The organism is Sinorhizobium sp. NFACC03, assembly GCF_900103435.1.
Taxonomy (GTDB): Bacteria; Pseudomonadota; Alphaproteobacteria; order Rhizobiales; family Rhizobiaceae; genus Ensifer.
On the sequence record NZ_FMXF01000066.1, the window covers coordinates 1 to 13,657 of the forward strand.

Here is a 13,657-nt window from a genome sequence, read left to right on the forward strand (position 1 = left end):
CGCCTGACCGACAAACTTGCGCTTCTACCAAGCGTCGCAGAGATCCGCTATCTGATCACACGGCTCCTACTGCGACCGCCGATGAGGACGACCTTCGTTCTCGCATGGTCACTCTGGAGACGAAAACATCAGGCCGCCGCAATGGGCGCCCACTACAAAATGAGACATGAACTGCAACTGTAGTACTAGCCTATTTTCCACCCCAGGCAGCCGGATAGTCCGGCAACTTCTCGCAACCACACATGGCATGATGCAGAGGCGGCATGTTGGCGTCGACATATTGGTCGAGCGTCACTGCCGTGATCGCCGGCTGCGGCATTACCCATTCCGGACCCGGCACCGCCTCGCCATTCAGCACCTTCACCGCCGCGATGATCGGCGTGCGCCATTGGTAGGTCGGATAGGTCGGCGCTATCGCCTTAAAGCCCTCCGCCTTCCACTTGACCAGGAAGTCCTGCTGGTCTTCCCCGGTAATGATCGGAGGTGGCAAGCCGGCATCCTCGAAGGCTTCGAGTGCAGCAACCGCCGTCGCACCAGCATCCATCCAGATCGCATCGATCTTGCCGCGCTGCAGATAGTCTTCGACGATCGACTTGGTCTTGGCATTGTCGCCCTCGGTGAACTCCTCGCCTACGACGTTCAGCCCCGTCTCCTTGAAAATGCGCTTGGCTGCGGACGCGCGCGTCTCGAGCACATCAACACCCGGCACGATGCGCAGCATCAGGACGTCCGCGCCAGCCGGTGCTGTGGCCGCCACGAACTCGCCTGCCTGAATGCCGAAGCCGTAGCCGCCGACCGGATGGATGAAGGTGACAGGGCATTTGCTATTGACGCCGCGGTCAAAGACGATCACTGGCAGCTTGGCGCAGGCCTTTTCGACTGCCGGCGTCAGGGCTGCCGTCGTATTCGGCGAGACAATCAGCGCCGAGCACTTGCCGCCGTTGATGAGGTCGTCGATGTCGGCGATCTGCTTGTCGTCGGAGCCTTCGGCATCGACGTGAATGAGCTCCTTGATTTCCGGATGGAGTTTCACTTCGGCCTGCATGTTCGTCCAGCCGGTCACCCGCCAGGCATTGTTCACGCCGGCGTTCGAGAAGCAGATCGTGTAGGGACCTGGCTTCTTGTACTTTGCGGTGTCGGCCATCTGGTCGCCGTAGAACTGTTCCCAGGGCTCCCCTTCCGGGCCGTTGGCCTTGGCCGTCAGCAGCGTCCGTTGTTTGTCGAACTCGGCAATATCGTCGAAGTTCAGCTGTTGGCTATGCGCCGTGCCCGCGATGAGCGCAGCCGAAAGTGCGGCGGTCAGCAATCTTTTCATGTCTCACTCCCATTGATCATGATTTTCAGTTCCTCCCGATGGCGCGGAGCGGGATGTGGAAAGGTGTATGCGCCCGCATCCCGCTCTGCCCTTCGAAATCAGGTCCCGCCGGCGCGGTTGCGCCGGTAGGTGGCAAGCACGACTGCGGCGATCAGGATCAGGCCCTGGACGACATCGCGCGTCGGCTTCGGCAGTCCGATGAAATTGAGCAGCGTGAAGATGGCGGTCAGCGTCAGTGCCCCGGCAATCGAAGCCGGCACGGAGCCGCGGCCGCCGAGAAGCTGCGCCCCGCCGATAACGCAGGCGGTGATCGCCTGCAGCTCGTAGCCGACGCCGACATCGGTCGATACGCCCGCAAATCCGCCGAGCAGGATGCCGGCCGTTACCGCGCTCAAAGACGAGGCAACAAAGGCGATGATGCGCACCCTCTCGATCGGCACACCCGACATTTGCGCCGCTCGCGGATTGTCGCCGAGCGCATGCAACATGCGCCCGAGATTGGTGCGATGCATGAGCCAGAACAGGACGAAGCCGACCATCAGCAGCACCAGCAATGCCACCGGCAGGAATTGGATCAGTGGCATGCCCGGAAGGCTGGCGCGCCCAAAGAAGCGGAAGGTCTCCGGCAGGTAGCCACGCGGCGAGCCGCTCGACCACATGAAGGCAGCCCCGTTCAGCGTGATCATCATGCCGAGCGTCGCGATCAGTGAAGGCACCCGGAGGTAGGAAACGACGAGGCCGTTCACCACGCCGACGGTGAGCCCCATAGCATACATGACCGCAATCACCCACCAGGTCGCATCGGCGCTGTTGTCCAGCAGCATCGACGACCCGACGACCGTCAGCGTGATGAGGGAGCCTGCGGAAAGATCAAAGCCACCGGAGACGATGACGTAGATCTGGCCGGCCGCAAGGACGGCAAGTGGGGCGGCTCGCTTCAGGAAATTCATGTAGCCGGTGGGCTCGATGAAGTTCGGGTTTGAAAACGTGATGGCAACGAGAAGCGCTGCGAGCACGAAGAAGACCGGATTGATCTTCGGCAGCCGCCCTGCGCTTGCAACACCGCGCGTCTTTTCGGAGCCGACGGTTTCCTGGATCATGCCACTATCCTCTTTGAACGTACTGCGTAGAAGGCGACGGCGGCGACGATGATGATGCCGCGCATCACCTGCTTGGCGAAGGCGTCGATGCCGGCGAGATTGAAGATGGAATCAATCAGCGAGAAAATGATCACGCCGGCGACGGTGCCCCAGATCCCGCCCTTGCCTCCGGAGAGGATCGTCCCGCCGATGACGACGACGGCGATCGATTCCAGATCATAGGCGCCCTCCGCGCCGATCCAGGGCGAGCCGGATTTCAGGCGGCTGGCCAGATAGAGGCCCGCGAGCGATGCGCAAAGGCTGCAGATGAGATGGCTCGCCATTACGACCCGCGTCGTGTCGATGCCTGCCGCGCGCGCCGTGTCGCGATCGCCGCCAACCGAATAGATGTTGGAGCCGAAGCGGGTGAAGCGCAGCACGATCCATGCGCCAAGGACGAGCAGCACCAGAACGATCAGGCTGACCGGCAGGCCAAGCACCTCGCCATAGGCGAGATACTGGAACGCATCCGGCACCGAGCCGCCGAACTGGCCGTGAAAAGAGGCAAGACAGCCCTGGATAATCAGCGCCATGCCGAGCGTCGCGATCAGCGGGTTGACGTCGAGGCGGGTGATGAGGAGCCCGTTGAGCGTTCCGACCACCACCCCCATGACGAGCACCGCAACGACGGCCGGCACCATCATCGCCGGATCGCCGTTCATGATCGCGGAGGAAACCACGGCCGAGGCCGAGATGAGATGGGCCACCGACAGATCGATCGAGCCGACAAGGATGGTGAAAGTCTGCCCGACGGCAGTGATGCCGAGCGCGATGGACCGGTTCAGGATGGAGACGGTTGCCTCCGGTGTCAGGAAGCGTGTCAGGCCGAGGCTGAGCGCGATCGCGACATAGATGAAGACGGCCAGGCCGAGCAGCAGCGCCGGCGCATAGTGTTCCAAACGCCAGGCCGGACACCTAATGAGAGTTGCCTTGCTCATGCTGCCACCGCCTCCTCGCCGGTTGCCGCCAACATCACGTCGGCCTCACAGACCCCGCGAGCGAACGCCGCGACGAGTTCGCCATTCCGCATCACAAGAATACGGTCGGATACGCCGAGAACTTCCGGAAGATCGGACGAGACCATCATGATGGCCGTGCCCTTGCGCGCCAGATCGCGCATCAGGTGGTAAATCCCGGCCTTGGCATTGACGTCGATGCCGCGTGTCGGCTCGATGAAGATCAGCAGGCGAGGCGCGAGCGCCAGCCAGCGCGCGACGATAGCCTTCTGCTGGTTGCCGCCGGAGAGCGCCTTGATGTCCTGGGAGAAGCTGCCGGCGCGCACGTCGAGCTCACGCAGCAGCTTTTCCATCGCCTCGGCCGAAACGAAAGACGTCGCGTCGGCATTGCCGGAAAGACCGGAAAGTGCGCGGGAGGTAAGCATGCCGTTGTCGACGACCGACTGCATCAACACCAGCGCCTCGGCCTTGCGATCGCCCGGCAGGAGGCCAACTCCGGCGCGGATCGCCTCGCGCGGGCTGGTGAACCGCGCTGGCTTGCCGGCAAGCGTGATCTCGCCCTCGGTGAAGGGGGAAAGGCCGAAGATCGCCTGCGCGAGCGCGACGCGCCCTGCCCCTTGCAAGCCGGAGAAACCGACAATCTCGCCGGCGCGCAGATCGAAAGACACGTTTTTCAGCCGGTCGTTGCCGGCGTTGCAGACTGAGAGCACGACATCGCCGATCTCCTGCGGCGCTGCCGGTTCCGCATAGAAATCGCCAAGGTCGCGACCCACCATGGCCCGCACGATCGCCTCGGGCTCAGGCACATGGTCGAAGCGCACCGCCACCTCGCCATCCTTGAGCACGGTCACGCGATTGGCCAGCCGCGCAATTTCAGGCATGCGGTGAGTGATGTAGATGATCGCCACACCCCTTTTCTTCAACGTGTCGACGAGATCGAAGAGCACCTCGCATTCCGCCTCGTTCAGCGCTGCCGTCGGCTCGTCCATCACAATCACCCGCGCGTCGAGCGACACCGCCTTGGCGATCTCGACCAGTTGCTGGCTGGCGACGTCGAGGTCGGCAACAACAGTATTCGGCTCAATGCGATGCGCCGAACCGAACAGCGCAAGTACGCGCCGCGCTTCGTCGTTCATCGCCCTGTGGTCGATCAGACCGCGACGCGTCGGCTCGCGGCCGAGGAAGATGTTCTGTGCGACGGTTCGCTCAGGCAGCAGGGAGAATTCCTGGTAGATGACGGCAATGCCCGCGCGGATCGCCGCCAGCGGATGCGTGAAATGCCGCTCCTCGCCGTTCACGACGACTGCGCCTGCATCCGGCCGATAGACACCTGAAAGGATCTTCATCAGCGTCGATTTGCCCGCGCCGTTCTCGCCAGCCAGCGCATGAACCTCTCCGCAGTGAGCGGAGAAGCTGACGTTTCTCAAGGCTTTGACGCCGGGAAAACTCTTGGTGATACCGCGCATCTCGATGGCGGGGTGTTCAGTGTTCATGCTGCAGCCCATGTCTTGCGGATGAATGTCGCGCTCTCGGAAAAGAGCGTATCGAAATCGGGAAACAACGGCCGCCAGACGCGGGTCGCCGTCGCGATCGCCGGCAGCCCGGCGCCGAATGCCTCAAGCGTCAGCCAACCGTCATATCCGATCTCCTTCAGCACCGTGAACATCGCGGCAAAGTCGATATGCCCCCGCCCGGGTATGCCGCGATCGTTCTCCGAGACATGGAAGACGCCGATATCCTGGCCAATCAGGCGGATCGCTGCCTCCGGCCGACGCTCCTCCACATTGGCATGGAACGTGTCGTACATGATCTTGAAGGCGGGATGCGCCACGCGATCCACATAGGCACGCGCCTGCTCCATCGTGTTGAGATAATAGGTCTCGAAGCGATTGAGCGGCTCGAGGCTCAAATGCATGCCGTTGGCCGCGGCGCGCGCTGCGAGCGCATGATGGGCGTCTGCCCCATATTTCAACTCGTCTTCGCTGGCGCCCCTGCCGGTAAAGAAGCCGATCGGCGCGTGGAAGGGTCCGCCCATGCTTTCGGCGCCAAGGGCGATGGCACAATCCAGCGCCCAGTCGAGATGGGCAATCCCGCGCACCCGCACTTCGGCATCGCAACTGATGGGGCTTGCCTCAGGCGTCGGGACGATCGATGTCGTTGACCGACCAAGGCCGAGCCCGTCCAGCTCGCGGCCCAGGCGTTCATAGTGACCGACCTCGCCCGAGAGGACCGGCACCTCGACGCCGTCATAGCCGAGATCGCGCAACCGACCGATGCTGTCGAGATGCCTCTCTTCGACGAAATCGGTCAGGCAGAGGAGATTGATGCCGAGCTTCATGGCGCGCTCACTTCAGCGAGATGCCGAGATCGCGACAGGTCGCGCGGATCCAGGACAATGACGTTTCGATCATAGGGCCTGCGGCCCCTTCGCATTCGAGGCTGAGCACGCCCTCGTAGCCATGGTCGCGAAGCATGGCCAGACAAGCCTTGATGTTCTCGGCATTGACCCCATCGCCGAGCGCGCAATGGCTGACCGCGATCCCCGTTTGTCCGCCGCGAGCGGCCGCAGCCAGCGACCGCGACACATCCTTCAGGTGGACATGAGACACCTTGTCGATGAACCGCGACAGAAACTGCGTGGGCTCCTGGCCGGCAATGAAGGTGTTGCCGGTGTCCATGTTCATGCGCAGCCACTTGCTGTCGTCTGCGAAGGCGAGCATGCGCTCCATGAATTCCGGACGCGTCGTGAAATGACCATGAGGCTCGATGTTAACGACGATCTCGTGCGCTTCGGCGACTTCGACGATCTTTTCGTAGCTGCGCTTCATCAGCGCCATCGACTCTTCTTCGGTAAGTCCGGGCGGCATGTGGAGCCCGTCGGTCGTGTCGACGCAGGGACTGCCGGCCTGCGCGGCCCAGGCAATCGACTTCAGCACATAGGGCACACCTCTGAGCGGTCCGTCCTCGCCAGACAGCGGATAGGCCGCATCGACCTGGGAAAAGCGCACGCCGTAACGCTCCATCTTGCGACGCAAGAAGATCGGGTCCTCGTAGAGCGCGACATGCGGTTGATAGCCCAGTCCGTGGATCCAGCTCACGCCGTCGATCAGACCACACTCGATGAAGTGCAAATCGTTGTCGCTTGCCCATTCCAAGCATTTTTCAAACGACCAGTAGGCCGAGTTGAACGCGTCCGTGTGGAAGCCTATCCGCACCGGCAATTCCTCCCAATTTCTCCCCATGCCATTGAGTTTCAATGGCAAATCATCAGCGCCTCCAAATGCCGCTTGATGATGTCCAAGCATTGCGCAATAAATCGCTGCCTGCGTTCGAAATAGACGACTGGTAAATTTTATACATTTGCGGGGGAGTGGCATGACGAGGAGCAACAATGAACGGGCGGTCAATCGGCCTGCCGTCTTCCGCGAGCCGGGCGCCCTGCTCTATGCGGGCAATTGCCAGGACCTGATGAAGGCCTCGCTTGCGGGTCAGGTCTCCCTGAATGCCTGGACGCGACGCGGCTATCCCGGCATCGACCTCGGCGCGGCGCTGCCGCAGGTCTGCTCCGTTGGCGGATGGGATGCGACGACCCCACAGGACTGGGGGCTGCGCGAACATTGTAATGAGGGGGTCAAGATCGCCTATCTGGCGCGCGGCTCACTGACGATAACCATGGATGGCCGCAGGACGACCATCAACGAAGGCCAGATGTTCGTCGTGCGGCCCTGGCAGTTGCACGCACTCGGCGGTCCCAATGTCGGCGCCAGCCACATCATCTGGGTGCTCATGGATATGGGCGTACGCCGCCCGCACGAAACCTGGCTCTGGCCTGACTGGATCGGCTGGCCAGAGCGCGACAGAAAGCGGCTGAGCGAACTTCTGTCGAAGAACGAGCAAATCTCTTACAACGCCTCGCGTGAGGTCGCGCGCACCTTCCTCGATATCCACGAGGTGGTGGCAGGCGGCGATATCGAGGGCGGGGAAGCGCACCTGCGCCTGCTGATCTCGATGATGTTGCTGAAATTCCGCCAGATGTTGGAAAGCCAGGCGCCGGTCCTCGATCTTGCTCTCGCAAGTTCCAAGCGCACGGTTGAGATCTTCCTGAAGCGGCTGCGCCATGCGCTCGACGAGGACTGGACGCTGGAGAACATGGCCGCAGAATGCAATCTTTCCCGCACGCAATTCTCGCAGCATTGCCAGGTGCTGACTAACATGACGCCGGTCCGCTATCTTCAGACGCTCCGGCTTGGTGCCGCACGAAAACTGCTCGAAAGCGGCCAACAATCCGTCACCGACGTCGCCTTTGATTGTGGGTTCTCATCGAGCCAGTATTTTGCCACCTGCTACAAGAAGCGCTTCGGGTTCTCGCCGATGGAAACGCCGCGCCAACCACTATCGATCGCCAATTGAGAGTGGGTCGGGTGCGGGTCCGATGAAGTTGTCAATGCTTCCGCAAGGAAGCTCACGGCTCATTCCGCATTCATCCTTGCCACCGCGACCGGATCAAAGCCGAATGGACAAGAAAGTTCTTTTGACACCTCGAAAGGCCGCTTCGCAGAAACGCTCGCGAGCGACGATCGAGATCTTGGTCGAAGCCACGGCCCGCGTATTGATCAAAGAAGGATTTGATCGAACCAACACAAATCGGATTGCTCACGAGGCCGGTGTCAGTATCGGCTCTCTCTATCAGTATTTTCCCAGCAAGGAAGCGCTCGTGATTGCCGTCATCGAACGACACAAGAGCGAGATGGTGGATGTCTTGCGTGGCACGCTCGTAAAGGTCGCGACGCTGCCGATCGATAGGGCCGTGCGGGAACTGGTGAAGACGATGATCAATGCTCATCGCGTGAACCCGGACCTTCACCGGGTTTTGGTGGAGGAGACGCCACGTGCAGGACGAATCGATACGATTGATGGCTTTGACCGAGAGTTCTACGCGCTGGTAAGGGATTATCTCGAATTGCACAAACCTGAACTGCGGCCGATGGATCTGGCTCTGGCTGCTTACATTTGCGTCAGTTGCACGGAAGCGCTCACGCACGAGCCGTGGTCGATAGTCCCGAGAGACTGAACGATGGGAATGTCGAGGCCTTCATTAAGGAAGTGACGACGCTGATCACGCGCTACCTGCAGTAACGCCCTTCGGGTGGCAGACATCAAAGATGCGAGCAGGGTCTAGGTGACTTGACTTCGCCCCGTGAAGGCCGACGGCTAACGGCCTAAATTACCGGGGAAATTCGAAGGGCAGCGCTCGCGCAGCCGGTATCCCGAACGCGAGTAGATTTTTGCGAGTGATAACTCACAATTAGGTCTGCGCGCGGCAATTCTAACAGCCAGAACCAGCCTCGTGTCGAAATCAACCTGCCGCACGAGCGGCTGAGTAACCGCTTCTCGAAGCCCCACGCTAAGGTAACAAGAGATGTACGCAAACGTCGTGATGTTTCATGCCGCGGCCATGGGCACGGCATTTCTGCTGTTTGCAGCGAGGGAGCTCCTTTTCATTTCTGCCTCGCGGGGGCAAGTCGGAGCTGCGAAATTGGCCCTGATCGCGAACAGGATTGCAGGAGCACTTGCCGGCATAGGGATTGCCGGAGGAATTGGGCTCATCGTTTTAGGTGGATGGTCGCTATCGACACCCTGGCTTTTAGCATCGTTCACCCTGATCGCCGCGTTGATGATTGTCGAAAGGACATTCGTCACGCCATGGGAGGCGCAGGTGCGTCCTGCCCTTCAAGGCAAGATCGACAAATTGGAAGTTCAAACGCTTCTTGGAAACAAGCGCGCCTTGGGGGGCCGCGTGGTGACGGTCGCGCTTTTCGCTCTGATAATAGCGTTGATGGTCGTTAAGCCTGATCTAACCGCGGTATTCGGGGCTTAGAACTACCTTGTCGTGCCCAACCACATTGTGAGAGCAGCCTCCGCTTCACCAGACGTTTTTGTCACTCCGGGGAAGCGGCATCGAGGTCACGTCGACAAAGGTTCGTTCAACTCCAGGTTGGTGACGTACTCCATCGCCGTCCCCCGGGAGTTCTAATTATTCATCAGAAACCGGGCGGCAAACAGACTTGCGATGGCGGGAACGGAAAACGCGACAGCGAAGATCGGAAGTTCCTCTGCGATCGAATAGCCGGCACGGTAGACACCGATCCAAAGATTGACGACAGAAATGATCAACCAGATGGCCAGGAAGACGCTTAGTGCTGCACCCGTCGAAGGTTTTGTTGTCGTCCACAGTTTGGAAAGCAGCATTATGCCGGCGCAAATAAAGAGCCCCGCCGCAATGACTTTGCTAGTATGCATTTCACGACATCCTCTATTTTGATGTGAGACCTCGCGTCCAATCGGCGGGGCGACCGGACGCGAGGAATGTTCCTTTACGCCACCTGCCGCTGAAGGCGGGATGCGCACCAGGCCGCAACGGAACCGAGACCACTGACGGATAGGAGTTCGGCGACTGCAAGGAGACCTGGTTCGAGATGCGCTGCAAAAAAGGTGATCAAGCCGAGGAAGTAGGCTGGAATGTTGTTGAGTGGAGCGGCCACTCGCAGCGATACAACAAGCATCGCAACGACGAACACGACAATCCCGAAAGCCAATGGCCCAGTCGCGGGGATTAACATTCCTACTGCCAGCACGGCTGCCACTCCCATTGTTATTCCGGCCGCCAGGCAAAGATAGCTGCAGAAGGCGTCCTTTGCAGAGTGCCCACGCGTATAGAACGCGACCCATCCCATAAACATTGCCCAAACCGGCCAACCAAGGCTTGCTGAAGACGTGGCCGCGAACGCGGCAACTACGGCGGCGATTAGCGTAATGGCATGGAATCTCAGGGTCGTCAGGATGGGTTTGTTTTTCGATTTGTCAGTCATCTCGTTTTCCAGTTTTAATCGGTGGTGGGAAACCCGCAATCGGGAAGTGATAGTGCGCGATCTGGAGGAGCAGCCCCAACGTCACGATTGGAACTGCATCAACGATTGCGATATTTATAGATTGGCCGGCTTCAACAGGTCCTGCAGGCCGATGTTGCGGAACATTTCCGCCCGCACGCGATCGGCAACGCCATTGACGATCTCAGCACCATCCTGTGAGGGATCGACGTGAACACGGAAGGGCCGCTTGCCGAATGGCATGTCGATCACGTCGACGATTGCGACAGCCACCGATCCGGCATCCGCATCGGCGGGCTCAAGCGCTGCAAGACCTTGCAAAGCCTGTTCCGGAACGCCTTTGTAAGGGCCTTCGTTGTATTCAGCTGTACGCACTGTGTCGGCCGGCGAGCCGGAATGAGCAAAGTGATTGGTGCCCTTGGTAAACGCACCCGGAACGATGATGGATGTCTCAATCCCCCAACGGGTCAACTCGGCTGCGTAAGATACAGCAAGCGAATCCATAGCCGCTTTCGCGGCAAAATAGGGAGACAAGTACGGTGGAGTGCCGCCGCGAGTGCTCGAAGAGGAGACCCAAACGACCAGACCCTTGCCCTGCTTGCGAAGGTAGGGCAGTGCGGCGCGGTTCACGCGCTGTGTGGACAGAACGTTGATGTCGAAGAGTTCAGCGAACTGCTCCGGAGTGAACGCTTCTGCCGGCCCGAACGACATATGACCGGCGTTATGCATAACGACATCGAGGCGACCGGCATCTGCGATGATCGTGGCAATTCCTGCTTCTACCGACGCGTCGGAGCCGACGTCCAGTTCCACGGAGCGAAGGTCGACGCCGTTGTCTTTGGCGAAAGCCGCGGCGTCGGCAACGGCCTTGGCGTTTCGTCCGGTGGTAGCGCGCATCCCGGCGTAGACAGTGTGGCCGGCCTTGGCGAGCGCGCGGGCCGTGAGGGCACCGAAACCGCTGGAGGCACCGGTGATGACGATAACTTGCTTAGACATGGAACTATCCTTCGTATCTGTCAGATTGGGGGAATGTTGGGCGGTAAGGAGGAGCGAGTGTTCAAACCCGCCCGGCTCAATGATTGAAATCTGGGAAACAGACCGAGGTCAGGCTACGCCGCCATTGGCGCGAACGATCTGGCCGTTAACCCAGCCAGCATCAGGGCCGGCGAGGAAAGATACGACGTTGGCAATGTCGTCCGGTTGGCCGAGGCGTTCGAGCGGCGGCATCTTCGCAAACTGGGCGATCAGCTCATCGGACTTGCCGCTCAGGAACAGCTCGGTGGCGATGGGGCCGGGAGCTACAGCATTGACCGTGATGTTGCGGCCACGCAGTTCTTTGGCGAAGACGTGGGTGAAGGCCTCAACGGCGGCCTTGGTGCCGTTGTAAACCGCGTAGCCCGGCATGTTCAGAGCCAGCGTCGTCGAAGAGAAGTTGACAATGCGGCCGCCGCTCTGGAGGCGCTTTGCAGCTTCCCGCATCATGTTGAACGTGCCCTTGGCGTTGATGGCGAAGTGGCGGTCGAACTCTTCGTCGCTGGTTTCAGCAAGGGGCAGTGTCTTCAGGATCCCGGCGTTGTTGACGAGTACATCGATGTGGCCGAACGCGGCTTCCGCCGAGTCGAACATGCGAGCCACTGCAATCGCGTCGGACACATCAGCCTGGGCGCTGATTGCCTTGCCACCCTTGGCTTCAATCTTGCGGACGAGATCCTCAGCAGGCGCTGCACTGCCCGAATAGTTGACGACGACCGTGATTCCGTCGGCTGCAAGGCGCTCAGCAATTGCTGCGCCGATTCCGCGGGATGCGCCGGTAACGATGGCGACCTGGTTCGTGGTGATGGACATTTTGTTCTCCTTTGCGCTCAGCGCTTGTTGACAAGGAGGAAGATGTCACTATCCGTTCTGCGGATAATCATGCATTATCCGCCAATACTATGCGGGGACGGCGAACAATGGACAGGCTGGATGCGATGCGAATTTTCAGTCGTGTGGTGGAGCGCAAAAGCTTTACTGCGGCCTCAGAGGATCTTGGGCTTCCACGCTCCACCGTTACGGATGCCGTCAAACAATTGGAGGCGCGCCTTGGGGTGCGCCTTCTGCAACGAACAACCCGGCATGTCAGCTCAACGCTCGACGGTGAAGCCTATTACCAGCGCTGCATCTCAATCCTTGATGACATCGAGGATGCGGAAGGAGCATTTGCAGGAGCGGTCCCGAAAGGTCTTCTCCGCGTTGATGTACATGGGACGCTTGCGCGGCACTTCGTCATGCCGAACCTTCCCTCTTTCTTTAAGTCATATCCGGATATCGAACTTTACATGACTGAAGGCGATCGGTTTGTGGATCTCGTTCGCGAAGGCATCGACTGTGTTCTGCGTGTTGGTGAGCCACAGGGCGGAGATATGATCGGACGACGTGTCGCCGTGCTGGAAGAGGTAACATGCGCCTCGCCCGACTATCTGAAGCGATATGGAACGCCGCAAAGCGCCGATGCGCTTGATGGGCATGTCATGGTTGGGTTTCGGTCATCAGCGACCGGCACACTGATCCCTTTGGAGTTTTCAGTGAACGGCAAAGTCATCTATCGTCAGCTCCCGACGATCGTTTCGGTCAATGCCGCGGAAAGCTTCATTGCCGCAGCCAGACAGGGTCTCGGACTGATACAAATTCCGCGCTATCACGCCCAGATGGAACTCGACGCTGGCTTGTTGGTCCACGTCCTACCGAACATTCCACCCACACCTACGCCAGTGTCACTTTACTACCCCCGCAACAGGCAATTGTCTCCGCGGGTCCGAGTGTTTATTGACTGGTTAGCCGGCGTCTTCCGTGAAGCCCGGCACTAGGAATAGCCGGCCCCGCACGCCCTATCAGGTCGAAGGATCGAAGTCCGAAAGCGGCAGGACATCACGTGCGTAATCGCGGGATTTCCATTTCGGCTGGGGCGGGTTGTATTGGCGCAATCTTCGTCTCGTTGGAACTCAGTCAATCCAAATGGCTCATCACCTCGCTGTCGCCGAGCGCGGGAGAGAAGATGTCTAATACGCCGCCTCGCTGACCTCGACTCTTTGGCCTTCCCAAAGCGCGATGAATCTGAATCTCTCGTGCAAACCGGAGGTCTGCGATGCGATCAGGGATTTCATTACGTGACGATTTTGATGGAGAAGGTCTGCGGCGACTGGCGCGGCAGACGAAGGACGCAGCCCAGGCACGACGTCTGTTGGCACTCGCGTCGATCTACGATGGAGGCTCGCGTTCCGATGCCGCCCGCCTCGGCAACGTCACGCTCCAAATTGTTCGGGACTGGGTCATGCGGTTCAACGAACGTGGTCCCCAAGGCCTGATCAATGGCAAGGCTCC

The 13,657-nt window shown here is 60.0% G+C and carries 16 protein-coding genes; 6 read left to right on the plus strand and 10 right to left on the minus strand.

What is annotated here, in order from left to right:
* The coding region (locus BLU35_RS35985) for a hypothetical protein (protein WP_093236464.1) at positions 1 to 183 on the plus strand (183 nt) is incomplete at its 5' end.
* A 7-nt stretch (positions 184 to 190) separates the two neighbouring features.
* Here BLU35_RS35985 and BLU35_RS34360 read toward each other — a convergent pair.
* From BLU35_RS34360 to BLU35_RS34385, 6 genes are all read right to left on the minus strand, one after another.
* Positions 191 to 1,315 (minus strand): substrate-binding domain-containing protein, encoded by a 1,125-nt coding sequence (locus tag BLU35_RS34360; protein ID WP_093236465.1) that lies wholly within the window; start codon positions 1,313 to 1,315, stop codon positions 191 to 193.
* Between the two features lie 98 nt (positions 1,316 to 1,413).
* Positions 1,414 to 2,415: an ABC transporter permease gene (locus tag BLU35_RS34365; RefSeq protein ID WP_093236466.1), complete on the minus strand. Its 1,002-nt coding sequence runs from the start codon at positions 2,413 to 2,415 to the stop codon at positions 1,414 to 1,416.
* Positions 2,412 to 3,392, minus strand: coding sequence for an ABC transporter permease (locus BLU35_RS34370; protein WP_093236467.1), 981 nt, complete (start codon positions 3,390 to 3,392; stop codon positions 2,412 to 2,414). Before BLU35_RS34370 ends, BLU35_RS34365 begins: the two co-directional genes overlap by 4 nt.
* Complete coding sequence (locus tag BLU35_RS34375) at positions 3,389 to 4,903, minus strand: sugar ABC transporter ATP-binding protein (RefSeq protein WP_093236476.1); 1,515 nt, start codon at positions 4,901 to 4,903, stop codon at positions 3,389 to 3,391. The genes BLU35_RS34370 and BLU35_RS34375 overlap by 4 nt, the downstream gene beginning before the upstream one ends.
* Positions 4,900 to 5,748 carry a sugar phosphate isomerase/epimerase family protein gene (locus BLU35_RS34380; RefSeq protein ID WP_093236468.1) on the minus strand — a complete coding sequence of 283 codons (849 nt, stop codon included), beginning with the start codon at positions 5,746 to 5,748 and terminating at the stop codon, positions 4,900 to 4,902. The genes BLU35_RS34375 and BLU35_RS34380 overlap by 4 nt, the downstream gene beginning before the upstream one ends.
* 7 nt (positions 5,749 to 5,755) lie before the next feature.
* Positions 5,756 to 6,565 carry a sugar phosphate isomerase/epimerase family protein gene (locus BLU35_RS34385; RefSeq protein ID WP_176907593.1) on the minus strand — a complete coding sequence of 270 codons (810 nt, stop codon included), beginning with the start codon at positions 6,563 to 6,565 and terminating at the stop codon, positions 5,756 to 5,758.
* A 220-nt stretch (positions 6,566 to 6,785) separates the two neighbouring features.
* Here BLU35_RS34385 and BLU35_RS34390 point away from each other — a divergent pair, with 220 nt between their 5' ends.
* The 3 genes from BLU35_RS34390 to BLU35_RS34400 all read left to right on the plus strand — a co-directional run bounded on the left by BLU35_RS34390 (position 6,786) and on the right by BLU35_RS34400 (position 9,288).
* A complete protein-coding gene (locus BLU35_RS34390; protein ID WP_093236470.1) occupies positions 6,786 to 7,820 on the plus strand; it encodes an AraC family transcriptional regulator in 1,035 nt (344 codons plus the stop codon).
* A gap of 103 nt (positions 7,821 to 7,923) precedes the next feature.
* Positions 7,924 to 8,481, plus strand: a complete 558-nt coding sequence (locus BLU35_RS34395) for a TetR/AcrR family transcriptional regulator (protein ID WP_286161732.1) — start codon at positions 7,924 to 7,926, stop codon at positions 8,479 to 8,481.
* Positions 8,482 to 8,829: 348 nt separating this feature from the next.
* Positions 8,830 to 9,288 carry a DUF2269 family protein gene (locus tag BLU35_RS34400; RefSeq protein WP_093236471.1) on the plus strand — a complete coding sequence of 153 codons (459 nt, stop codon included), beginning with the start codon at positions 8,830 to 8,832 and terminating at the stop codon, positions 9,286 to 9,288.
* A 152-nt stretch (positions 9,289 to 9,440) separates the two neighbouring features.
* On the opposite strand, the gene BLU35_RS34405 is transcribed toward BLU35_RS34400, so the two are convergent.
* The 4 genes from BLU35_RS34405 to BLU35_RS34420 form a co-directional block, all read right to left on the minus strand.
* Positions 9,441 to 9,710 (minus strand): hypothetical protein, encoded by a 270-nt coding sequence (locus tag BLU35_RS34405; RefSeq protein ID WP_143033062.1) that lies wholly within the window; start codon positions 9,708 to 9,710, stop codon positions 9,441 to 9,443.
* 74 nt (positions 9,711 to 9,784) lie between these two features.
* Complete coding sequence (locus BLU35_RS34410; protein ID WP_065375090.1) at positions 9,785 to 10,279, minus strand: DUF1097 domain-containing protein; 495 nt, start codon at positions 10,277 to 10,279, stop codon at positions 9,785 to 9,787.
* A gap of 114 nt (positions 10,280 to 10,393) precedes the next feature.
* Complete coding sequence (locus BLU35_RS34415) at positions 10,394 to 11,293, minus strand: SDR family oxidoreductase (RefSeq protein ID WP_093236473.1); 900 nt, start codon at positions 11,291 to 11,293, stop codon at positions 10,394 to 10,396.
* Between the two features lie 108 nt (positions 11,294 to 11,401).
* A complete protein-coding gene (locus tag BLU35_RS34420) occupies positions 11,402 to 12,142 on the minus strand; it encodes an SDR family oxidoreductase (protein ID WP_093236474.1) in 741 nt (246 codons plus the stop codon).
* Positions 12,143 to 12,249: 107 nt separating this feature from the next.
* On the opposite strand from BLU35_RS34420, the gene BLU35_RS34425 reads away from it, so the two are divergent.
* Positions 12,250 to 13,143: a LysR family transcriptional regulator gene (locus BLU35_RS34425; RefSeq protein ID WP_093236475.1), complete on the plus strand. Its 894-nt coding sequence runs from the start codon at positions 12,250 to 12,252 to the stop codon at positions 13,141 to 13,143.
* Between the two features lie 278 nt (positions 13,144 to 13,421).
* On the plus strand, positions 13,422 to 13,657 hold a 236-nt coding region (locus tag BLU35_RS35485), incomplete at its 3' end, for a helix-turn-helix domain-containing protein (protein WP_143033063.1).